This window comes from Neptunomonas sp. XY-337 (assembly GCF_004959845.1).
In the GTDB taxonomy this organism is placed as follows: domain Bacteria; phylum Pseudomonadota; class Gammaproteobacteria; order Pseudomonadales; family Balneatricaceae; genus Neptunomonas; species Neptunomonas marina.
Map to the genome: position 1 here is coordinate 94,988 of NZ_SPLL01000003.1, position 22,311 is coordinate 117,298.

Sequence of the window (22,311 nt, forward strand, 5' to 3'; positions counted from 1 at the left end):
AACCAAACCTAGGCTTTGTAGCCGTTCGGATTTTCCGACTGCCAGCGCCAGTGATCCGCTACCATGCGCTGCATATCATAATGCGCAGACCAACCTAACTTCTCTAAACTGTAAGCCGGATCAGCGAAGCACTCGGCAATATCACCGGCACGACGATTAACAATTTGGTAAGGAATCTCTTTCCCACTCGCCGCAGCAAACGCCTTAACCACATCAAGTACCGAGTAACCGTTACCTGTGCCTAGATTGTATGCCTGACAGCCATGCCCTTGCTCAAGTACTGCCAACGCTTTTAGGTGGCCATTCGCAAGATCTTCAACATGAATATAGTCACGCACTCCCGTGCCATCAGGTGTTGGGTAGTCACCCCCAAATACGCTGAGCTTATCCCGCTTACCGATTGCGACTTGAGCAACAAACGGCATTAGATTATTGGGGATGCCTGCAGGGTCTTCACCAATCAAGCCGCTTTCATGGGCGCCAACAGGGTTAAAGTAGCGCAGCAATGCAATGTTCCACTGCGTATCCGCCGTTGCGATGTCACGCAGGATATTCTCCACCATCAATTTCGACTGACCATACGGGTTCGTGGTAGATAACGGAAAGTTCTCTCGGATTGGCACACTAGCGGGGTCGCCATATACCGTCGCAGACGAGCTAAACACTAAATTCTTACAGCCTGCCTCTGCCATCGCGGCAAATAAATTGAGGGAGCCCTCAACGTTGTTCTGGTAATAAAGCATCGGTTTTTCAACGGACTCGCCCACGGCTTTTAAGCCCGCAAAGTGAATCACCGAATCGATACGGTGCGCCTCAAAGAGCGCCTTCAGCGCTGCTTTATCGCGGATATCACCTTCGATAAAAGTCGGTCGAGACCCAGTGATGCGCTCGATGCGATTAAAAACCTCAGGATGGCTATTGCTCAAGTTATCGAAAACAACAACGTGCTCACCTGCATTGATTAACTGTACTGCGGTATGACTACCAATATAGCCTGCGCCCCCTGTAACAAGCACTGCCATGCTGCTCTCCAACTGCTTAATTATCGATAACTATAGTGTAGCTAAAGGAGGTGTCTAGCGCCTGAATCAAGCCTACAAAGCGCGCTATCAACAGGATAATAGCGCGACACAAGGTATAGTATTTTAATACTTTCCAAAAACCGTATTACAGAAGCTCTATTTTATCGCACGCTTGCTCCATCACTTAGCAGGAGCAACCCAATGAACAAGACTCACCTTATCAGTACCGCTGTCACAGAGCACTTAAAGGAGGGAGATCTCCTATTCATCGCGATCGATAGCTTTCTCTATCGGCAAGTGGCCCAAGGCACGGGAAGTTGGTGTTCTCACGTTGGCGTTGCCATTCAACAGCACGGCCGCTGGTACGTTGCCGAGAGCGCAATACCCAAGGTGCGTATAACGCCGCTAGATAAGTTCATCGCACGCGCAAAGAGTGGACGTATCGCTGTCCACCGATTCAACAAGGGGATATCCGACACTCAATTAAGCGTATTGAAGCAGGCTGTGCAGTCACACCTTGGAAAGTGGTATCACTTAGGTTTCAACTATGACGACAAACGCATGTTCTGCTCAAAGTTTGCTGCATTGGTGCTCGAGAGCGCTTTGGATATCAAGCTTGGAGAGGTAGAAACGCTGGAACAGCTGATCACGAAAAACCCACAAGCCAATGTGGGCTTCTGGCGCTGCTGGTATCTGGGCTTTATTCCTTGGAAACGGCGCACCATAACACCAGAGAGCCTGTTGAAAGACCCACGCCTATTGCCGGTCTTTAATCATTAGGCATAAAAAACGGGGTTCCAAAGGAACCCCGTGAGCCAAGGGACTTGCTTAAAAAGTATTGGACGCGCTTACAGCGTCAAGCGGCGAATATCGCTCAACAACGCGTTAACGTACGTCAAGAAGCGGCCAGCATCACCACCATTGATTGCGCGGTGATCATAAGATAGGCACAGCGGTAACATCGTACGTGGTTCGAACTCTTTACCATTCCAGCGCGGCTTGATGTCAGCTTTGGAGATACCCAAAATACCGACTTCCGGCGCGTTAACGATTGGCGTGAAGCCTGTACCACCGATACCACCAAGGCTTGAGATCGTGAAGCATGCACCTTGCATTTCGTTCGGCTTCAACTTGCGATCTTTAGCTTTGCCTGCCAGCTCAAGCGCCTCTTTAGATAGTTCGTAGATCGTTTTCTTATCTGCATCTTTGATAACCGGAACCATAAGGCCGTTCGGTGTATCAACCGCAATACCGATGTTGACGTATTTCTTGAAGACCAAATGCTCGCCATCAGCGTGTAAAGACGCGTTGAACTTAGGATTTGCCACCAACGCTTTGGCAACTGCCTTGATCATAAACGGCAGCGGCGTAAGCTTGACGCCTTCTTTCAACGCTTCCTCTTTCATCGACTTACGGAACGCTTCCAGCTCAGTGATATCCGCCTCGTCAAACTGCGTAACGTGCGGGATATTCAACCAGCAGCGCGCCATATTGTCGCGTGTCACTTTGGCAATTTTACTGAGCTTCTCAACTTCAACTTCACCAAACTTGCTGAAGTCCACTTCTGGAATCGCAGGGATACCAGAGCCAACAGCGGCGGTTTGCTTTGGCTGCTCAGCGAGTTGCTTCAATGCGCCTTTTACGTATGCCTGCACGTCTTCCTTGAGGATTCGGCCTTTACGGCCTGTACCCGCAACCAACGTCAAATCGACACCAAACTCACGTGCTACGGCACGTACCGCTGGGCCAGCATGAACCTGACGGTTTTTCTTCTCCAGTGCGACAACATCTTGTACAGCAGGCGCGCTCGGTGCAGGTTGCGCGGGCGCACTTGGCTTAGCGACAGGTGCCTCTGCTTGCGGAGCAGCCGCCGGAGCAGGAGCAGGTGTAGCACCAGCAACTTCTAGCGTGAGAATAAGATCGCCTTCGTTACAAGTTGCGCCCTCTTGAATACTAACTGCTGTGACAACACCAGACGCTGGAGAAGGCACTTCCATAGACGCCTTATCAGTCTCTAGCGCAATCAGGCTATCACCTTCGGCAATCTCATCACCGACTTTGACCATCACTTCGATTACGTCAACGTCTGTTGCACCGCTCAAATCGGGTACAGCAACGTCCTGTGTGCCGCCGCTAACCGCTGGTTGCTCTGCAACTTGCGGCGCAACCGGTGCAGCTTCAGCCGCTGCTTGTGGCGCTGCCGCTTCTGTCGCACCGCCAACACGCAGTGTTAATACGAGATCGCCTTCATTGCAGGTACTACCTTCAGCAATAGCAACACTTTCAACAACACCCTCAAGTGGTGATGGTACTTCCATTGACGCTTTATCTGTTTCCAGCGCGATAAGGCTGTCGCCCTCTGCCACGCTATCACCGGCTTTGACAAGCACTTCGATCACGTCAACATCCGTTGCACCGCTCAAATCTGGTACACGTACCTCTTCAACAGAGGTTGCAGCTTGTGGCGCGGCGGCAGCCTCAGCCACAGGCGCTGGCGCTGCTTCAGCAACAGGTGCCGGTTCCGCTGCCGGAGCAGCCGCTGCGGCTTCACCTGCTTCTAGTACTAAAATGGCATCACCTTCGTTGCAGGTGTCACCCTCTTTAATCAAAATTTCGACAACAGTACCGCTTTGTTCAGCAGGTACTTCCATCGATGCTTTATCCGTTTCCAGCGCGATCAGGCTATCGCCTTCTGCAACTGAATCACCCGGAGCAACCAGCACTTCTACAACATCTACGTCTTCTGCGCCGCTTAAATCTGGAACTGTAATGGTGACTTTACTCACAATAGTGTCCTCTACTTATCCTTTGCCAATAGTCAGTTCAAACCGGACTTAAACAGTCCACGGTGCTGGACGATCAGCCTTGATGTTGAACTTCTGAATGGCCTTAGCAACGACAGAGCCATCAACCTTACCCTCTTCCTGCAACGCTTTAAGCGCAGCAACAACAACGTAGTAACGGTTAACTTCGAAGAATTCACGCAACTTGTTACGCGTATCTGAGCGGCCGTAACCATCAGTACCCAGAACTTTGTAACGGTGCGGAATGTATTCGCGTAGCTGGTCAGCAAACAGACGGATATAGTCAGTAGACGCAATGACTGGACCTTGACGATCTTGCAAGCATGCTGTCACGTACGGCACCTGCTGCTCAGCTTCTGGATGCAGCATGTTGTGGCGCACCGCAGCCTGAGCATCACGACGCAATTCATTGATCGATGTTGTGCTCCATACGTCAGATTCGATACCAAACTCTTCGCGTAGGATCACAGCTGCTTCGCGCACTTCACGTAGGATTGTGCCGCAGCCCATCAACTGAACTTTAAGCTCAGCATCTTTACCCTCTTCCAGAAGGTACATCCCTTTAATGATGCCCTCTTCAGCGCCTTGCGGCATCTCTGGGTGAGCGTAATTTTCGTTCATCGTCGTGATGTAGTAGAAGCGGTTCTCGCCCTCTTTGTACATGCGACGCAAACCGTCTTGTACGATCACGGTCAGCTCATAGCCGTACGTTGGATCGTAGGAAACACAGTTTGGAATCATTTGTGCCATCAGCTGAGAATGGCCATCTTGGTGCTGCAAACCTTCACCGTTCAGCGTTGTACGGCCAGATGTTGCACCGATCAGGAAGCCACGCGCTTGCATATCGCCAGCAGCCCAAATCAGGTCCATGACACGTTGGAAACCAAACATGGAGTAGAAGATGTAGAACGGCACCATAGTGCAATTGTTGTTCGCGTATGAGGTAGCACACGCGATCCAGGCAGACGTCGCACCCGCTTCGTTGATACCCTCTTCAAGGATTTGGCCTGTTTTCGACTCTTTGTAGAACATGATCTGGTCTGAGTCGTGCGGCACATAGCGCTGGCCTGCAGAAGAGTAGATACCGAGCTGGCGGAACATGCCTTCCATACCAAACGTACGTGCTTCGTCAGGAACAATCGGCACAACACGCTCACCCATATTCTTGTCTTTAACCAACGAGCTCAACACGCGGTTCAAAGACATCTGGGTTGACAACTCACGGCTACCACTGCCTTTTAAGTTGTTAGAGAACGCTTCCAGCGCTGGTGTTTCCAAACGCTCAAACTCGGTGCGGCGAACGGGATAGAAACCACCCAACTTCTCGCGGCGCTCGAACATGTACTTCATCTCTGGTGAATCAGGAGATGGACGGTAGTAAGGCACATCCTTCAACTGATCATCAGATAGTGGGATGTTGAAGCGATCGCGGAAATCTTTCAGATCATCCAGCGCAACCTTCTTCATAGAGTGTGTATCGTTCTTCGCTTCACCAGACTTACCTGTACCGTAACCTTTAACGGTTTGCGCCAAGATAACAGTCGGCTGGCCTTTATGGTTCATAGCAGCGTTGTAGGCAGCATAAACTTTGTAAGGATCGTGGCCACCGCGGTTCAGGTTCATAATGTCGTCATCGGACATATCCTTAACCATTTCGAGTAGCTCTGGGTACTTACCGAAGAAATGTTCACGCGTGTAAGCGCCACCGTTGGCTTTGTAGTTTTGCAACTCACCATCGCAAACCTCGTCCATACGCTTCTGTAGCAAGCCGTGCTCGTCTTTCTCGAACAATGGATCCCAGTGACGACCCCACAGGCATTTAACCACGTTCCAGCCTGCTCCACGGAATACGCCTTCCAGCTCTTGTACGATTTTGCCGTTACCACGTACCGGACCGTCCAAGCGCTGCAGGTTACAGTTGATAACAAATACAAGATTCTCAAGCTGCTCACGACCCGCTAGCGCGATCGCACCCAAAGATTCTGGCTCATCACACTCACCATCACCTAAGAACGCCCATACTTTACGATCACCACGGTTGATCAAGTCACGTGCAGATAGGTAACGCATCACGTGAGCTTGATAGATCGCCTGAATTGGACCAAGACCCATAGAAACCGTCGGGAACTGCCAGAAGTCCGGCATCAACCAAGGGTGTGGATAAGACGACAAACCATTGCCATCAACTTCACGACGGAAGTTATCCATCTGCTCTTCTGTCAAACGACCTTCTAAGTAGGCGCGGGAGTAGATGCCCGGCGAGATATGGCCTTGGAAGAACACCATATCCGACTCTTGGCCGCCTTCATTACCACGGAAGAAATAGTTAAAACCGATATCGTAAAGCGTCGCCGAAGAGGAGAAGCTCGAGATATGCCCACCAAGGCCGTCATCGTTGTCATTGGCACGCATAACCATCGCCATCGCGTTCCAACGAATAAATGAACGAATGCGACGCTCCATAAACAGATCGCCTGGCATGCGCGCTTCGTCTTTGGGCGCGATAGTATTGCGATAAGGTGTTGTTAGCGAGCAACCTGCATCGATGCCGATATCTGATGCTTTGCGGCCAAGCTGAGCTAAAAGGAAGCGGGCGCGCTCATCACCGTCGCTTTTGGCAACAGATTCTAAAGCATCCATCCACTCTTGAGTTTCAATTGGATCTACATCTTCAACTGTTTTATCTAGCACTTTGCCTTCTCCACGTATGCTTGTTAAGCACTATCCCTTAGGTTTTATGGAACCTTTAATAAGGTTTCTATGAGAGCTTCAGCACAAACTACACGCTTATCTCTTCTTGTAGTGAATTTTGTAGTAATACTACAAAAATGAACAAATACTGTCTAGATTAATTGCTCAAAAATGCCGCAATCACTGAATCTTAGAGCATTTTGTAGTTTTACAAAAAACTACAATTTATGGCGCAATATTCGACCGACGCAACGCCCTTTCCAGACGTGTATTCTCTTTACCCTGCTCTAACAATGCATCCTCAACATAAGCTAAATGATCGTGCGCAGCGCGCTGGGCTGCTTCAGGTTTTCCGGAAAAAATGGCTTCCATCAACTTATAGTGTTGATCGTGAATCTTCTGTCGATACCCTGGCTTTGGATAGATATTCTGCAGGTTATCGCCGATATGTTGACGCAGTAGACTAAACAGAGCACGCATCATATGGAGTAGCACCATATTGTGAGTCGAAGCAGCAATCGTGAGATGGAAATCCACGTCAGCCTCAACCTCTTTAAGAAACTCTTTCTTATCGTGACACTCTTGCAGTGTAGCGTAGCTCGCTTTGATAGCTTCCTTATCAGCTTTCGTCGAGCGCAGCGCTGCATAATAGGCAGTTACCCCCTCGAGCGCATGACGGAACTCTAGTAGGTCATATTGCGCTTCAGGATGCGTCTTAAAAAGCTCCAGCAAAGGGTCTTTGAACGAATCTCCCAACTCCTCCGAAACGTAAGTACCGCCACCTTGGCGACTGTAAACCAGCCCTTTTGCAGCAAGTTTCTGCACAGCTTCGCGCAATGAAGGACGCGACACTTCAAACTGCTTCGCTAACTCCCGCTCTGGTGGCAAACGCTGCCCCGGTTTTAGAGTCCCTTCCAAGATCATCTCTTCCATACGCTCAACGATTACATCAGAGATTTTCGGTTGTTTTACACGCTGATAACTCATTTCAATCAATCCAACCAAGATGCACAAGTGCAACAAATTTTTAACTAAACAACATTTAAGGCTGTGCTTTTTTTGCACTACACTGAAGTTGACGTGAGTGTCAGAAAAACAACAAGTAAACCTCACGCGCAACACTCTATCGACTGTTGTACCCGTAACAACGTCAGCATGGGCAACTGGTTTATTCAGCGTCACAGACCCGACAATTGACGAAAAAATTATTGACAAGCTCTGAACAAAATAAATACAGTACCAATTCAATTGATGGTAAATTGGTAATACCAATTTTTCAAGTCATTCGGTGTTAGATCTACTCAAGTAAGTATTTGACCCCGATAGATTCATTACAAAAACAAAAACGTCATTGAGGATGAGACATGAAAAAGTTCACTAAAACTGTGATCTCTGCGACTATCCTAGCTGCAGCTGCAGCTTCCGCGACACCAGCCCTTGCGAAGAACGTTCTGCTGAAAACACCTATCGCGTTTGGTTCACACCTTCCTGCACTAGGCACGCCTATCGTTTGGGTTGCAGACCAACTGAAGCTTGTTTCTGATGGCTCCCTGAAGATGAAAGTATACGAGCCAGGCAAGCTGGTTAGCCCGAAAGAGATCTTGGGTGCAGTTTCTTCAGGCAAAGTGAACTCAGGTTACGCAACAGCGGGTTACTGGCAGGGTAAAATGCCAGCTGCGGCACTGTTCTCTGCTGTTCCATTTGGTCCAGAAGCAGGTGAGTACATGGCATGGATGTACTACGGCAACGGCCTAAAACTGTATCAAGAGATGTACGACAGCAACGGTTACAACGTAAAAGTTATTCCGTGTGCAATCATCTCTCCAGAAACATCAGGCTGGTTCAAAAAGCCAATCGAGAAGCCAGAAGACCTGAAAGGTTTGAACATGCGTTTCTTCGGTCTGGGCGCATCAGTGATGGAAAAACTGGGTGTTTCTACGACTCAGCTACCTGGTGGTGAAATCTTTGGTGCCCTCGAGAAAGGCGCGATCGATGCATCTGAGTTCTCTCAGCCAGCCATCGACCAACGTCTGGGCTTCCAGAAGATTGTTAAGTACAACTACTTCCCAGGCTGGCACCAGCAAGCGACTATCTTCGAACTGCTAGTGAACAAAGATACTTGGGGCAAGATGTCTAAAGGCCAGCAAGCTATCGTTGAAAACACCTGTAAAGCTTCTATGACCAACGCTATTGCGGAAGGTGAAGCTATGCAGTTCCCTGTGATGCAGAAAGCGAAAGAGAGCGGTGTTGAGATCCGTTACTGGAATGACGAGATGCTAAACACATTCCGTAGCGCGTGGGATGAAGTAGCCGCAGAGAAATCCGCAGCAGATCCATTCTTCAAGAAAGTATGGGATGACCTGAGCGAGTTCCGTAAAGGTTACGACCTATGGGAATCTAACGCATTCCTGCCTCGCTCTCGCTAATTTATTAGCTCCTTCCAAGGCAGGTCACTCACATGGGTGATCTGCCTTTTTATCATAAGAAATAACGTAGGTAGTTCACGTGACTGAGAATGAATCCCTTCCCTCAGTACCTCTGTCTGACACGATAGATCGCTTTATCCAGCGCATCGGTGTGACAGTCGCTTGGTGCTATGTACTGTTAGTACTGGTTATTATTTTGCAGGTTATTCTGCGTAAAGGATTTTCAAACGGCTTAGTTGCTCTGGAAGAGCTACAGTGGCATCTGTACGCAGTGGGGGTCATGTTTGGCCTATCCTATGCGCAGACCACAAATTCGCATATTCGTGTTGATTTGTTCTATTCGCACTTTCGCGCAAGCACAAAACACATTATTGAAATCCTAGGTATTTTGATATTGGTCTTACCATTTGTGGTCATTATCTTCTTACACAGTGTCGATTTCTTTTATGAGTCATATCGCATTAACGAAAGTTCGGAATCTCCTTCTGGACTCCCCTATTTATGGGCGATGAAAGGCGTTATCCCGGTGACGTTCGGGTTACTTGGGTTGGCTGTGCTATCCCGCTTGTATCGTGATGTTGTTTTACTGTTTCGTGGAGAGTAAGAATGGACGCCAATGAAATTATGGTCATTGCGATGTTCATCTCGTTCATCGCGCTTCTATTTACCGGTATCCCTGTTGCTTGGGTTCTTGGCGGCATCGGTATTATTTTCGCCTTTATCGGCCAGTTTGCTGATAACAACCTCGATACTATGACTGGCCTCGATTATACGACACTAGGCTTAGTCGTTAACCGTCTCTGGAAGATAATGGACAACTGGATTCTGGTTGCCCTACCTATGTTTATCTTCATGGGCATTATGTTGGATAAGTCCGGCGTTGCAGAAAAGCTCATGAAATCAATGCAGGAACTGTTCGGTCGCGTTCGAGGCGGTTTAGCTGTAACTGTTACTGCTATCGGGATTATCCTTGCAGCATCGACTGGTATTATCGGTGCGTCAGTTGTGCTTTTGGCTGTTATGTCACTACCAGCTATGACTAAGCAAGGTTATGCGATGCCACTGGCATTAGGCACCATTGCCTCAGCCGGTACATTAGGTATCCTCATTCCACCCAGTATTATGCTCGTGATCATGGCAGACCAATTGGGTTTATCCGTGGGCGATCTGTTCATGGGTGCAGTGTTCCCAGGTTTAATGCTTGGTGCGATGTATATTACTTACATTCTGGCGTATGGATTCATTAAACCAGAGGCCGCTCCGGTTCCTCCAGATGCGAAACCTGCTGACTTTGCAACAGTACTCAATGTCTTGAAAGCCGTTTTACCCACAGTTTTGCTGATCTTTGTCGTACTGGGTTCAATCTTTGCCGGTGTAGCAACACCAACAGAAGCATCCGGTGTCGGCGCGTTCGGAGCCACCCTGCTAGCGATGTATAACCGCCGCTTCAACTTTAAGGTGCTTAAAGAGGTGATGGCGGGCACGATGAATACAACGGCATATATCTTTGCCATCTTCATTGGTGCAACGTGTTTTGCGCTTGTACTGCGCGAGCTCGGCGGCGATGAGTTGATCGAGTCGTTCCTAACAGGCCTACCATTCGGCCCCTACGGCATCATCTTCTTTATCTTGGGTATTATCTTCCTACTCGGTTTCTTCCTTGATTGGATCGAGATTACGTTGATTATCTTGCCACTATTGGCGCCTGTTATCTCGGCACTCGGCCTAGATATCAATGGATATGGCGTAGTTGATAACCCTGAGCTGGTTTGGTTCGTGATGCTGGTAGCCATGGCTCTGCAAACGTCATTCTTAACGCCGCCCGTCGGGTTCGCCCTCTTCTACCTCAAGGGAGTTTGCCCACCGAATGTTAAGCTCACCGATATCTACAAGGGTGTTATCCCCTTCATCATCCTCCAGTTGATTGCACTGTTGGTGCTCGTCTTCTGGCCGCAGCTTGTGCTTTGGTTACCAGCCAACGCATACAGCTAAATCGCTCTATCCGGTGGCCAAATCAGGCCACCGGCTTTGTTAACAATGTTGGATGACGACTATGCAACAGCAAGCCCTTGTGGACATTCTTCGCCATATTGTTGGTGAAAAGAATGTCTTAACCAACGAAAATCAAACTGAGCACTACCGCACTGGCTTTCGCTCTGGAGAAGGCAGCGCACTCGCCGTTGTTTTCCCGACTACCCTGTTGGCGCAATGGCACGTTCTAAAAGCCTGCGTTGAAACAGATACTATTGTGATCATGCAGGCAGCCAACACCGGCTTGACCGAAGGCTCTACTCCGTCTGGCGATGATTATGATCGAGAGATCGTGGTGATCAACACAACCCGCATGGATAAAATATATCTGCTTAACAATGGTGAGCAGATTGTTAGTTTCCCTGGCGCGACACTCTTTAAGCTAGAGAAGTTGCTGGCCCCGCTCGACCGAGTTCCTCACTCTGTGATTGGCTCGTCCTGTATTGGTGCCTCTATCGTGGGCGGTATCGCGAACAACTCAGGGGGAGCTCTGGTCAAGCGCGGGCCCGCATATACTGAGCTCGCACTGTTTGCGCAACTCAACGCCGAAGGCGAACTAGAGCTTGTGAACCACTTGGGCATCCACTTAGGCAACACACCCGAAGAGGTCCTCACTAACCTCGAAAACCACAACTTTAAAGAGTCCGATATCGACTACGGCCAGCAGTTGGCCTCTGCACAGGATTACATCGAGATCCTGCGGGATGTGGATGCTGATACACCAGCGCGCTACAACGCAGATACACGCAGACTTTACGAAGCCAGCGGCTGCGCAGGCAAGCTGGGTGTTTTTGCAGTAAGGCTTGATACTTTCCCAACAGCGGAAAGAGAACAAGTTTTCTATATCGGCACGAATAACCCAGCACACTTGACACAACTACGCCGGGATATTCTTACGAACTTTAGCAATGTGCCTGAAGTCGCCGAATATATGCACAAGGATATTTATGATATAGCCGAGAAGTACGGCAAAGATGTCTTTGTGATGATCAACTACTTAGGAACCGATCCGCTACCAAAGCTATTTGCGATGAAAGGAGCGATTACCGCATACCTAAACCGCTTTAGTTTCCTACCAAAGGATATTCCTGACCGAGCCATGCAACTGGCCAGCAAGCTGTTTCCCAACATCATCCCCAAGCGAATGCGCGAATATCGCGAGAAATATGATCATTATCTCATTCTTAAAATGAGCAACGACGGGATTGATGAAGCCAAAGCATTCCTGCATTCATTCTTCGCTGGCAAACAGGACGCCGGCTACTTCGAGTGTGATGCCGATGAAGCAAAAAAAGCCTATCTACATCGCTTTGCAGCAGCAGGCGCGGCGGTCCGCTATCAAACGATGCATCAAGATAAAGTCGAAGACATTCTCGCTTTAGATATCGCCTTACGCCGTAATGATGAGCAATGGGTAGAGCAGTTACCGCCAGAGATCAGTCAGTATATTGAGCACTCGCTCTATTACGGACACTTTATGTGCCACGTATTCCATCAGGACTATATCCTGAAAAAAGGCGCAGATGCGAAGAAAATTAAAGCACAAATGCTCGAGCTACTCGCCGCTAAAGGCGCAAAGTATCCCGCTGAGCACAACGTCGGCCACCTCTATGAAGCGGAAGAGGGCCTGCGCGACTTCTACAGCGATTTAGATCCAACCAATAGCTTTAACCCGGGTATTGGCAAAACACCAAAACATAAATGCGGCTGCTCACACTAAGTGGCCGTTATTCGCGAATAGATAAAACTGAGGTAAGTACGATGTCCCTGCCAGAAGTTAGCACGATTCTTTACACAACATCGATGGGCGATCACACCAGCCCTGTATTTAAATATGCGGTTAAACTGGCCGACAGCTTAAATGCAAAGATTGTTATCCTGCATGTTGTTGAGCCCATCGGGACGATGGGCTCTGCCCTTATCAAAAACTACGTACCGGATGAGCTGATCAAGCAGATGCATGATGAAGGCATCAACCAGATTATCAATGAGATGCAAACACGCGTAGAACGCTTCTGCGAAAATCAGCTTTCCGATCTGGCCAACCCTATCTCCCCGAACTTCGAGTTCGCAGTGGTCGAAGGTAACCATACTGATACCATTTTGCATGAAGCGCAGACACGTGGTGCGGATATGATTATTATGGGAGCCGAAAACACCTTTGGGCACCATAGCTCGACAACGCAACAGGTTGTTAAGCAAGCAAAAGTTCCTGTGGTGGTTGTACCAACAGGAAAACAGCTCAGCTAACCCCTTTACCAAGGAAGGCCGATGGAAAGCACCACCCTAGATCTACTAGAACGGATTTTTTTAACGGTCTTCCCACTTGTTGCTATCGTTAGTGTTGGCTACGTCTATGCCAAAAAACGCCCGACTGATATGTCGGTTGCGAATGCGATCAATATCGACATCTTTGTTCCTGCACTGATCTTCTCTGTGCTCTCGGCAAAATCCTTTGATCTGCTCAAATATCAAGAGCTCGCCATCGGTGCGGCTATCATTGTCTTAGGCTCCGGCCTGCTGCTATTCCCGGCCTGTAAAATCCTTAAGGTTAGCCCGAAGACGTTTTTACCCCCCATGATGTTTAGCAACAGCGGAAACCTGGGTTTGCCGCTGGCGGTACTTGCCTTTGGTGAGGCAGCGCTTCCAGCAGCCGTGGTGCTCTTTCTCGTTGAAAACTTACTCCACTTTACGGTGGGGCTATATATTCTAGACCCAAAAACTAACCCTATTCATATTCTGCGTATGCCGATGATTATCGCCACCATCACAGGTTTGGTATGGAGTGGTTTTGACTGGACTGTACCGACAGCGGTCGCCACCTTCATCGATATGCTAGGACAGATATCAATACCATTGATGTTGTTTGCATTGGGTGTGCGCATGACCAGCGTTGACTTTTCAAACTGGAAAATAGGACTGTGGGGCACCATCCTATGCCCACTTAGCGGGCTTGTGATCGCATTAGCGTTAAGCCCCTTCCTCAATCTCGATGCCGAACAGCTTGCGTACTTGATACTATTCTCGACGCTGCCGCCTGCGGTATTAAACTATATGGTTTCAGAGCGCTACCAACAGGAACCTCATACCGTTGCTTCCATCGTGCTGCTAGGCAATATGGGCAGCCTCTTGGTTATTCCCGTCACACTCTTCTTTGTGCTGTAACGTATGCGTATTGGTATCGACCTTGGGGGAACAAAAATCGAGTTGATTGCCCTCGATAATAGCGGAGTGGAGCTACTCCGGCAGAGAGTGGCAACACCTCAAGGCGATTACCTCGGCACTGTGGATACAATAGCCAATTTGGTGACGCACGCAGAGCAGCATCTTGGTGCAACCGGCACGGTTGGTATTGGCATCCCTGGCACGATATCTAGAGATTCGGGAATCGTAAAAAATGCCAACTCCACCTGCTTAATCGGCCAACCATTACAACAAGACATAGAACACAGATTAAAACGTGAGGTTCGTTTCGCCAACGATGCCGACTGCTTTACGTTATCGGAAGCCACCGACGGTGCCGGCCGAAATACAGATATTGTCTTTGGCGTAATTCTAGGCACCGGCGTCGGCGGCGGTATTACCGTTTGCAAACAGTTACTCGCGGGGGCTAATCAGATTACCGGTGAGTGGGGACACAACCCTCTACCTTGGCCACAACAGGCTGACCTTCCCTCGCCACCTTGCTACTGCGGGCGCTCAGGATGCATAGAAACTTACCTAAGCGGGCCGGGGTTTAGCAAGCTGATCGGAGGTGAGCTAGATCTTGAGAAGTATTGGCAGCAGCACCATGAATCCGAAGCATGTTACCATTACCTAGACCGCTTAGCGCGATCACTCGCGAGTGTGATTAATATCCTAGATCCGCACACCATCGTATTAGGTGGCGGCCTGTCTAACATCGAGCGGCTTTATTCCGAAGTACCAAAAAGGTGGGGGAAGTATATCTTCTCAGACCGCGTTCATACGCAATTAAAACGAGCAGTCCATGGTGACTCAAGCGGTGTCAGAGGAGCGGCATGGTTATGGCCGCTCCGGCCAGGCAACTAGAAGCTACCCTGTATTTCAGACTCTATTTGCGCCAAGGCATCGTTTGGATCTGCAGCTTGTGTGATTGGACGGCCGATCACCAAATATGTACTGCCCTGCTCTAGCGCTTTACGTGGCGTCATAATACGCTTTTGATCACCAGCATCGCTATCTGCTGGGCGGATACCCGGCGTGACTAAGCTGAACTCAGGCGCTGCCATTTCGCGAAGCATCGGTGCTTCCTGGGCCGAACAAACCACACCATCCAAACCACACTCTTGTGTTAGCATCGCCAAGCGTTTTACGTGTTCTTGAGGCTCGATATTCAAACCAACCTCAGCTAAATCCTGCTGTTCCATGCTGGTCAGCACCGTCACACCAATAAGTAATGAGCGCTGCCCGTTCACTTGCTCTAGCTCTTCACGCGCAGCACACATCATCCGGCGCCCGCCTGACGCGTGTACATTTACCATCCAAACTCCCATTTCGGCAGCCGCACGCACCGCTTTCGCAGTTGTGTTAGGGATATCATGGAATTTTAGATCCAGAAAAACATCAAAGCCTTTCGCGTGTAAGCGCTCAACCATCGCCGGACCAGAACGAGTAAACAGCTCTTTACCTACTTTAACTCGGCACTTAGAGGGATCAAGACGATCAGCCATCTCCAATGCATATTGCTCTGCTGGGTAATCCAACGCCACGATGATTCGCTTATTATCTTTGCTCACACTCAATTCTCTAATCTATCAATAAGTTGGGCTTTAACTACTCGCCTTCCAATCCTTGAACTGGCTTCGTAGAACTCCATTTCCTGCAGGAGGGGCAATGCCAAAGCAACACCTTGCCAGCATATCCGCAATTCTGACACCGGTAACGTGGCTTTGTCATCTCTAATGTGCCAGTTAAACTGCGCAGCGTTCTCAAGCTATCACGCGCACTCTCACCGCCATAACTCAGGTGCAGGTCAATAAGGCGATTGAAGCCCTTAATCGTTGGGTAATGCTTAAGCTCATCTGTTATGTAAGCTCCAGCAGCATATGCGCCGCGGTCTTCCTTGATTAACTCAGCAGTTGCGAGCATCACGGACGCCGACGGGGCAACGCTCATGCAGTGCTCAAAATAGTTCAGCAATTCATCGTTAGTGCCCAATTCGTCATGGCAGCGCCGCATCATTGGAACCGTTTCAGAAACAAATGCAACATCTTGCTTTTCGACGCGCTGCAAGTGCTTAATCGCCAGTTTCCAGTCCTTATGCGTCATCTGCAACTGCGCCAAGAGCAGCGAAGTGCGCACGCAGTTAGGATCAATCGACGCTGCTTTCTCTAGCAAGCGCTGCGCTTCATTCAGGTCATCACTGGTGATCTGGTGAGCCGCTCTCTCACAATAGTAATGCGCCACTTCATGTGCTATCTCAGCGCGCGCCTGAAGCTCCAACAGCGCTGAGGCCTGAGTAGCTTTGAACCACTCTCGCTCTTTCTCATACAGCTTAATGAGCAGACGCAACGTATGGTTCCGAGTTGAAGCAGGGGGGGCTTGACGAACAATATCGCTAAGTAGCGTTTCAGCACGGTCTAATAGACCTATTGCATCATAATCTTTGGCTAGCGCGATTTGTACTTTCAGGGAATCTGAGCGGGAAAGATCTGGCCTTGCTAACAAGCTCTGGTGGACTTTTATCGCCCTTTCGACATCGCCTTTTCGACGGAACAAACGAGCAAGCGCAAGATAGGCGGGTATTGTTTCGCTATTTACTTCAAGAGCACGAATAAAGGCGTCTATTGCTTCATCCGTGCGATCACTCAGCAGGTAATTAAGGCCGACGAAGTACTCATCATGGAGCGGTGCCGGCATGGCTGGTCGTGTCTGTTGAGATCTACTACGGTTGCCAAGCAACCATCCAACAATCAATGCAACAACTACAACTGAAAAGACCAGCCAATCGTCCATCGCTAGGTTGCGTCTTTAAGCGCAGCATTCCTCAGTTGATCAAGTTCACGACTATTCGCCGCAGCACGACGGCGCGCGCCCATCAAGCGAGTTTTGAGCGCAACGATAGCTACGCTACTCAACATAAACCCGAGGAAACCGCCCAAGACAAACGCTGCGATAAGCCAAAGAGACAGGCTCATCTCTGGCAGCGTTATAAACACCAGATCTATTGCAACCTTATCCGTGTTGTGAATCGTGAACATAATGCCAACCATCAAAATAACTACGGACAGCAGCAATACAATCAGTGTTTTTAACCAGCGCATCTTTACCTCCAAATCGCGGCAGTATTTAGTAGCCGTTTTCTAAGCTATCGTTGACCTGCTCGCGTAGATCCTTTCCAGGTTTAAAGTGAGGGACATATTTTGCCGTTAAAGTAACAGAATCGCCAGTTTTTGGGTTTCTTCCGACACGAGGTGCTCGATAGTGTAGCGAAAAGCTACCAAATCCACGGATTTCGATGCGCTCACCGTTGGAGAGCGCCTCCGTCATGTGATCTAACATCGCTTTGACTGCCAACTCAACATCCTTCACAGATAGCTCTGGGTGTCGGTCAATCAGGTGTTCTATGAGTTCTGATTTCGTCATGACTCCGTCTCCGCTAGTCTCTCCAATCGCCTAAGCTGCGAAACCGCAGCTTAGAACTACCTACCTGTATCAAGAATCTTGATTCTTGTTCATTTGTTGCTTGATAAGATCACCGATAGTGGTCGGGCCATCATTATCAACAGCGGCTTCTTGAACAGACTTCAGTGCTTCCCGTTCTTGTTTTTGTTCCATCTGTTTAATAGATAAGACCATTAAGCGGTTTTTACTATCCACAATACTAATCATCGCTTCGACGCTATCGCCAACCGCGAGCTGAGCAGATAAGTCTTCTGTTCGGTCACGAGAGAACTCATTAACACGCAATAGCCCCTCAACACCTTCTGCAAGCGCAATACGCGCTTCCTTACTATCAACCGATGCGACCGTGCCAGTAACAATACTGTGACGTGGGTGGCTGCTCAGGTACTCGGTGAATGGGTCGGTATCAAGCTGCTTGATGCTCAGAGCGATTCGCTCACGCTCGACATCAATCGTTAACACCACAGTCTCAACCTCTTGCCCTTTCTGGAAGTGCTTAACCGCTTCTTCACCAGGTTCATCCCAAGAAAGATCAGATAAATGAACAAGACCGTCAATATTACCCTCAAGACCAACGAATACACCAAAATCAGTAATGGATTTGATCTTACCGGTGAGTCGATCACCCTTCGCATGTTTAGCTGCAAACGCATCCCAAGGGTTCGCCTTACACTGCTTCATACCAAGCGAGATACGACGGCGCTCCGCATCGATGTCCAAGATCATGACATCGACTTGCTGACCCACTTGCACAACTTTCGACGGATGAACATTTTTATTGGTCCAGTCCATTTCAGAAACGTGTACAAGCCCTTCAATGCCATCAGCGATTTGTGCAAAACAACCGTAGTCAGTTAAGTTCGTAACCTTAGCAGGTACTTTGTCACCCGCCTTAAACTTACTAACTGTCTCTTCCCACGGATCCGCCATCAACTGCTTGATACCGAGAGAAACGCGTGTTTTCTCACGGTCATAGCGCAGCACTTTGACATCAATTTCATCACCGACAGTTAACACCTCACTCGGGTGCTTAACCCGCTTCCAAGCGATATCCGTGATATGCAACAGGCCATCGATGCCACCGAGATCGATAAATGCACCATAATCAGTGATGTTTTTAACGATACCTTTGATAACAACGCCTTCATCAAGCGTTTCAAGGAGTTTTTCTCGATCGGCACTGTGCAACTCTTCCAGCACGGCACGGCGGGATACAACAATGTTATTGCGCTTAACATCGAGCTTTACGAGTTTAAACTCTAGCTCTTTCCCTTCAAGGTGAGCGGTGTCACGCAGCGGGCGAATATCTAACAACGAGCCTGGCAAGAACGCATTCACAGCACCTACCGATACCGTAAAACCACCCCGTACTTTACCGGTGATCTGGCCGGTAACGATCTCACCGTTTTCATAAGCGGTTTCCAAAACAGCCCACGCCTCCGCGCGTTTCGCTTTATCACGTGATAGCTGCGTAGACCCAAATCCGTCTTCAACGCTCTCTAGCGCAACACGAACTTCGTCGCCCTCGGCGATGGTTAGCTCGCCATTTTCATCTTCAAACTGCCCACGAGGAATGACGCCTTCTGATTTGAGCCCTGCATTCACAATCACGAAATCATTTTCGATTGCGACGACAATACCAGTGACTATGGATCCAGGAGCCATGTTTAGCTCCTGCAGACTCTCCTCAAAAAGATCAGCAAAACTTTCGCTCATAATCAAACCTTCCTCGTGCGTGCTAGCTAAAGTCTATCGCAGCCCCTTATGTCGAGCTTCTTCAAGAACTGCGTTCAAAACAGCATCAATCGTCATCTGGGTCGAATCCAAGATGATAGCGTCATCGGCGGGCTTCAAGGGCGCTACACTGCGGTTCATATCACGTGCGTCTCGAGCTTTCAAGTCCGCTAATATTACTTCAAGGCTAGCATCGACCCCCTTATTAATCAACTGGTTATACCGTCGATTAGCTCGCTCTTCGACACTCGCATCTAAATAGACTTTTAATGGCGCGGAAGGAAAAACAACAGTTCCCATATCACGGCCATCAGCAACAAGCCCCGGCGCTTCGGCGAACGCTCGCTGACGCTCCAGCAATGCGTCTCGTACGGCTGGAACTGAGGCCACCCGCGATGCATCACTGCCAACCGCTTCAGCACGAATCGCTTGCGTCACCTCTTCACCTTCTAAGATGATCTGCACACCCTCTTCACCTTCTGCTGCCACGAACTGCACATCCAAGTGAGCAGCCAGAACACAGAGTGCTTCTTCGTCTTCAATACCCACGCCATGATGGCTAGCAGCAAGAGCAGTCAAGCGGTAAAGTGCACCGCTATCAAGCAAACGCCAACCAAGCGCCTCTGCCAATAGTCGACAAATGGTTCCCTTACCAGAGCCACTTGGACCATCTACCGTGATGACCGGGACAGAGTTATTACTTTGAGACATCCGTCTCCTCCTTATGAATCTTCAAGCCTGCCTTACTAGCAACCTCGGCAAAATCTGGGAATGAGGTCGCAACATTGGCACACCCCTTAATGACCACATCACCCTCTGCACGAGCAGCAGCAACAGCGAGCGCCATCGCAATACGGTGGTCATCACCGCTGGTAAGCTCAGCGCCGTTCAATAGCGCTTTGCCTCTAATACGAATTTCAGTTGGCTCTACGCTGATTGACGCGCCCATAGATAGTAGCGCTTGCGTAATGACCTCTATCTGGTTGCTCTCCTTATGCTCAAGCTCAGGCACACGCGAAATCACTGTCTCGCCGCTTGCAAGGGCTGCTGCAACACAGATAACCGGAAAATCATCAATGGCATGCAACATTTCACTTGCGTCAACCGATGTCCCGACTAGCTCGGAGGAACGGACATGAATATCAGCCACCGGCTCACCGTCCAAATCATGTTCCTGAGAGAGCGTAATTGCACCACCCATCCGGCACAGCACATCAAGCACAGTTTTGCGGCCAGGGTTGATGCCTACTCGCGTTATCAGCAAGTCAGATTGCTCGGTGATAAGCGCCGCTAGGATAAATAGCGCTGCTGAGGAAAGATCTGCGGGTATCTGCAGGTGCGTCCCGCACAAACGCTGAGCTCCTTCAAAGGTGACCCTCCCATCATGAACCGTCACGTTCGCACCAAACTGGCGCAACATGCGTTCAGTGTGATCACGCGTCAGAGAGGGCTCCGCTATCTCAATCGCATCTTGCGCGTACAGAGCAGCCAACATCAGCGCCGTTTTGATTTGGGAGTTAGCAGCAACTAATGTTCCCTCTTGGCTCTTGATAGGACCGCCTTTAATCAGCAGTGGCGCGTGACCATCTGTTGTTGAAATAGTGGCACCCATACGGCGCAGTGGCTCTACAACTTGTTCCATTGGGCGAGACGAGAGCGAGGCATCTCCCTGTAAAACAGTGTCAAATGGTTGAGCAGCTAGCAGCCCCGCCATCAAACGCATCGCGGTGGCGGAGTTTCCAAGATAGAGCGGCCCCGGCGGTTCGCAGAGGCCATGCAGCCCTACGCCATAAATCTTCACACGCCCTTGATAGGGGCCCTCGATCACGACACCCATATCACGAAAAGACTGCAGCGTGGCGAGACTATCTTCACATTCTAAAAAGCCATCGATGATTGTTTCGCCCTCAGCTAATGCACCGAAAATAATAGCGCGGTGCGAGATCGATTTATCACCTGGCACAACCACTTGGCCATTAATCGCACCACCAGAATGGGCGTGGAAGGTTACGTCAACATTGTTATGTTTTTGTGAATAAGCAGTGCCAGCCAGCATTTTCGTGAAATGCTCACGAGCCGCTTTGGCGCGGGTAAAAATACCCAGCATCTGTTGACCATCATTCTCGACAATCGCTTGGCGCAACGTGCTTAGACCAGCAGTAAACTTATCGATTTGAGCAAGCAACTCTGCTTGGTTGGCGTCGCAGACATCTCGCCACATCGTCGGATCAGATGCCGCGATACGGGTAAAGTCTCGAAAACCACCCGCCGCATAGCGAAAAATTTCCAGATTGTCTTGCTCTTTCGCCAACGTATCCACCAACGAAAACGCTAACACATGAGGAAGATGGCTTGTGGCTGCCAAAACTTCATCATGGCGATGGATATCCATCTGAATCAGCTCGGCGCCGGTCACTTGCCACATACGGGAGACCAACTGTTGCGCCTCTTTCGAGGTGTCGTCCAATGGCGCAACAATGACTTTGTGCTTTTTAAACAGATCAGCGTCAGCCGCAGCAACACCGCTTTTCTCGGAGCCGGCTATGGGGTGCCCTGGTACAAACCACTCCGGTACACGACCAAAAACCGCTTCCGCCGCTTCAATAACATTGCGCTTTGTACTGCCTACATCTGTTAGGACAACCTCAGCTTTTAGATAAGGTTGAATCGCCCTGAGCACCGCTTCGGTGGCCTTTACCGGCACAGCCAGCACGATCAAGTCTGACTTAGCGACAGCTGCCGCTAAATCAAAGCCTGCTTCATCAATAACGCCAAGGCTCACGCCTTTTGTCAGCTCATCTTCATTTCGATCAGAGCCAATAACACTATGCGCAAAGCCACGTTGCTTTAACGCTTTAGCCAACGAGCCACCGATCATACCTAGACCGATAACTAATAGGTTATCTACTAACGGAGTCACGACCTCTCTCCTCGCTCACCACAGATGCTAAAAGACGA

At 49.4% G+C, this 22,311-nt stretch carries 19 protein-coding genes; 8 read left to right on the top strand and 11 right to left on the bottom strand.

All coding sequences use genetic code 11. From position 1 onward, the window contains the following. Positions 1 to 8 precede the first annotated feature (8 nt). A complete protein-coding gene (gene galE, locus E4L36_RS07540) occupies positions 9 to 1,022 on the bottom strand; it encodes a UDP-glucose 4-epimerase GalE (RefSeq protein WP_136680116.1) in 1,014 nt (337 codons plus the stop codon). Between the two features lie 201 nt (positions 1,023 to 1,223). Here galE and E4L36_RS07545 point away from each other — a divergent pair, with 201 nt between their 5' ends. Then, positions 1,224 to 1,802, top strand: a complete 579-nt coding sequence (locus tag E4L36_RS07545) for a YiiX/YebB-like N1pC/P60 family cysteine hydrolase (protein WP_136680117.1) — start codon at positions 1,224 to 1,226, stop codon at positions 1,800 to 1,802. Positions 1,803 to 1,870: 68 nt separating this feature from the next. Here E4L36_RS07545 and aceF read toward each other — a convergent pair whose 3' ends face one another. The 3 genes from aceF to pdhR form a co-directional block, all read right to left on the bottom strand. Beyond that, positions 1,871 to 3,808, bottom strand: coding sequence for a pyruvate dehydrogenase complex dihydrolipoyllysine-residue acetyltransferase (gene aceF, locus E4L36_RS07550; RefSeq protein WP_136680118.1), 1,938 nt, complete (start codon positions 3,806 to 3,808; stop codon positions 1,871 to 1,873). Between the two features lie 48 nt (positions 3,809 to 3,856). Next, positions 3,857 to 6,517, bottom strand: coding sequence for a pyruvate dehydrogenase (acetyl-transferring), homodimeric type (aceE, locus tag E4L36_RS07555; RefSeq protein ID WP_276606064.1), 2,661 nt, complete (start codon positions 6,515 to 6,517; stop codon positions 3,857 to 3,859). Between the two features lie 225 nt (positions 6,518 to 6,742). After that, the gene (pdhR, locus tag E4L36_RS07560) at positions 6,743 to 7,504 is read right to left on the bottom strand and encodes a pyruvate dehydrogenase complex transcriptional repressor PdhR (protein ID WP_127694642.1); all 762 of its coding nucleotides are present in this window, start codon (positions 7,502 to 7,504) and stop codon (positions 6,743 to 6,745) included. Positions 7,505 to 7,881: 377 nt separating this feature from the next. On the opposite strand from pdhR, the gene E4L36_RS07565 reads away from it, so the two are divergent. The 7 genes from E4L36_RS07565 (at position 7,882) to E4L36_RS07595 (ending at position 15,024) form a co-directional block, all read left to right on the top strand. Beyond that, the gene (locus E4L36_RS07565) at positions 7,882 to 8,943 is read left to right on the top strand and encodes a TRAP transporter substrate-binding protein (RefSeq protein WP_136680120.1); all 1,062 of its coding nucleotides are present in this window, start codon (positions 7,882 to 7,884) and stop codon (positions 8,941 to 8,943) included. A gap of 79 nt (positions 8,944 to 9,022) precedes the next feature. Continuing rightward, positions 9,023 to 9,547 (top strand): TRAP transporter small permease subunit, encoded by a 525-nt coding sequence (locus tag E4L36_RS07570; protein ID WP_136680121.1) that lies wholly within the window; start codon positions 9,023 to 9,025, stop codon positions 9,545 to 9,547. A 2-nt stretch (positions 9,548 to 9,549) separates the two neighbouring features. Beyond that, positions 9,550 to 10,935: a TRAP transporter large permease subunit gene (locus tag E4L36_RS07575; protein WP_136680122.1), complete on the top strand. Its 1,386-nt coding sequence runs from the start codon at positions 9,550 to 9,552 to the stop codon at positions 10,933 to 10,935. A 61-nt stretch (positions 10,936 to 10,996) separates the two neighbouring features. Then, positions 10,997 to 12,694, top strand: coding sequence for a D-lactate dehydrogenase (gene dld / locus E4L36_RS07580; protein ID WP_136680123.1), 1,698 nt, complete (start codon positions 10,997 to 10,999; stop codon positions 12,692 to 12,694). 41 nt (positions 12,695 to 12,735) lie between these two features. Then, a complete protein-coding gene (locus tag E4L36_RS07585; RefSeq protein ID WP_127694637.1) occupies positions 12,736 to 13,224 on the top strand; it encodes a universal stress protein in 489 nt (162 codons plus the stop codon). Positions 13,225 to 13,245: 21 nt separating this feature from the next. After that, positions 13,246 to 14,139: an AEC family transporter gene (locus E4L36_RS07590; RefSeq protein ID WP_136680124.1), complete on the top strand. Its 894-nt coding sequence runs from the start codon at positions 13,246 to 13,248 to the stop codon at positions 14,137 to 14,139. 3 nt (positions 14,140 to 14,142) lie between these two features. Then, complete coding sequence (locus E4L36_RS07595) at positions 14,143 to 15,024, top strand: ROK family protein (RefSeq protein ID WP_136680125.1); 882 nt, start codon at positions 14,143 to 14,145, stop codon at positions 15,022 to 15,024. On the opposite strand, the gene pyrF is transcribed toward E4L36_RS07595, so the two are convergent. The 7 genes from pyrF to E4L36_RS07630 all read right to left on the bottom strand — a co-directional run bounded on the left by pyrF (position 15,021) and on the right by E4L36_RS07630 (position 22,273). Then, positions 15,021 to 15,731: an orotidine-5'-phosphate decarboxylase gene (pyrF, locus tag E4L36_RS07600; RefSeq protein ID WP_206064528.1), complete on the bottom strand. Its 711-nt coding sequence runs from the start codon at positions 15,729 to 15,731 to the stop codon at positions 15,021 to 15,023. The two genes, E4L36_RS07595 and pyrF, sit on opposite strands and share 4 nt — an antisense overlap. A 37-nt stretch (positions 15,732 to 15,768) precedes the next feature. Then, the gene (gene lapB, locus E4L36_RS07605) at positions 15,769 to 16,950 is read right to left on the bottom strand and encodes a lipopolysaccharide assembly protein LapB (RefSeq protein WP_136680127.1); all 1,182 of its coding nucleotides are present in this window, start codon (positions 16,948 to 16,950) and stop codon (positions 15,769 to 15,771) included. A 2-nt stretch (positions 16,951 to 16,952) separates the two neighbouring features. Beyond that, positions 16,953 to 17,258 carry a LapA family protein gene (locus E4L36_RS07610; RefSeq protein WP_136680128.1) on the bottom strand — a complete coding sequence of 102 codons (306 nt, stop codon included), beginning with the start codon at positions 17,256 to 17,258 and terminating at the stop codon, positions 16,953 to 16,955. Positions 17,259 to 17,283: 25 nt separating this feature from the next. Next, on the bottom strand, positions 17,284 to 17,580 hold the full coding sequence (locus E4L36_RS07615) for an integration host factor subunit beta (protein ID WP_127694631.1): 297 nt from the start codon (positions 17,578 to 17,580) through the stop codon (positions 17,284 to 17,286). A gap of 69 nt (positions 17,581 to 17,649) precedes the next feature. Continuing rightward, positions 17,650 to 19,335 carry a 30S ribosomal protein S1 gene (gene rpsA / locus E4L36_RS07620; RefSeq protein ID WP_127694630.1) on the bottom strand — a complete coding sequence of 562 codons (1,686 nt, stop codon included), beginning with the start codon at positions 19,333 to 19,335 and terminating at the stop codon, positions 17,650 to 17,652. 33 nt (positions 19,336 to 19,368) lie between these two features. Next, positions 19,369 to 20,064, bottom strand: a complete 696-nt coding sequence (gene cmk / locus E4L36_RS07625) for a (d)CMP kinase (protein WP_127694629.1) — start codon at positions 20,062 to 20,064, stop codon at positions 19,369 to 19,371. After that, a complete protein-coding gene (locus E4L36_RS07630) occupies positions 20,051 to 22,273 on the bottom strand; it encodes a bifunctional prephenate dehydrogenase/3-phosphoshikimate 1-carboxyvinyltransferase (RefSeq protein WP_136680129.1) in 2,223 nt (740 codons plus the stop codon). Before E4L36_RS07630 ends, cmk begins: the two co-directional genes overlap by 14 nt. Between the last annotated feature and the right edge of the window lie 38 nt (positions 22,274 to 22,311).

Coding starts and splice junctions, on each gene's coding strand:
- E4L36_RS07590 (WP_136680124.1), top strand. CDS start 13,246: ATGGAAAGCACCACCCTAGATCTACTAGAACGGATTTTTTTAACGGTC.
- E4L36_RS07585 (WP_127694637.1), top strand. CDS start 12,736: ATGTCCCTGCCAGAAGTTAGCACGATTCTTTACACAACATCGATGGGC.
- dld (WP_136680123.1), top strand. CDS start 10,997: ATGCAACAGCAAGCCCTTGTGGACATTCTTCGCCATATTGTTGGTGAA.
- E4L36_RS07575 (WP_136680122.1), top strand. CDS start 9,550: ATGGACGCCAATGAAATTATGGTCATTGCGATGTTCATCTCGTTCATC.
- E4L36_RS07545 (WP_136680117.1), top strand. CDS start 1,224: ATGAACAAGACTCACCTTATCAGTACCGCTGTCACAGAGCACTTAAAG.
- pdhR (WP_127694642.1), bottom strand. CDS start 7,504: ATGAGTTATCAGCGTGTAAAACAACCGAAAATCTCTGATGTAATCGTT.
- E4L36_RS07610 (WP_136680128.1), bottom strand. CDS start 17,258: ATGCGCTGGTTAAAAACACTGATTGTATTGCTGCTGTCCGTAGTTATT.
- rpsA (WP_127694630.1), bottom strand. CDS start 19,335: ATGAGCGAAAGTTTTGCTGATCTTTTTGAGGAGAGTCTGCAGGAGCTA.
- E4L36_RS07595 (WP_136680125.1), top strand. CDS start 14,143: ATGCGTATTGGTATCGACCTTGGGGGAACAAAAATCGAGTTGATTGCC.
- galE (WP_136680116.1), bottom strand. CDS start 1,022: ATGGCAGTGCTTGTTACAGGGGGCGCAGGCTATATTGGTAGTCATACC.
- lapB (WP_136680127.1), bottom strand. CDS start 16,950: ATGGACGATTGGCTGGTCTTTTCAGTTGTAGTTGTTGCATTGATTGTT.
- cmk (WP_127694629.1), bottom strand. CDS start 20,064: ATGTCTCAAAGTAATAACTCTGTCCCGGTCATCACGGTAGATGGTCCA.
- E4L36_RS07615 (WP_127694631.1), bottom strand. CDS start 17,580: ATGACGAAATCAGAACTCATAGAACACCTGATTGACCGACACCCAGAG.
- E4L36_RS07565 (WP_136680120.1), top strand. CDS start 7,882: ATGAAAAAGTTCACTAAAACTGTGATCTCTGCGACTATCCTAGCTGCA.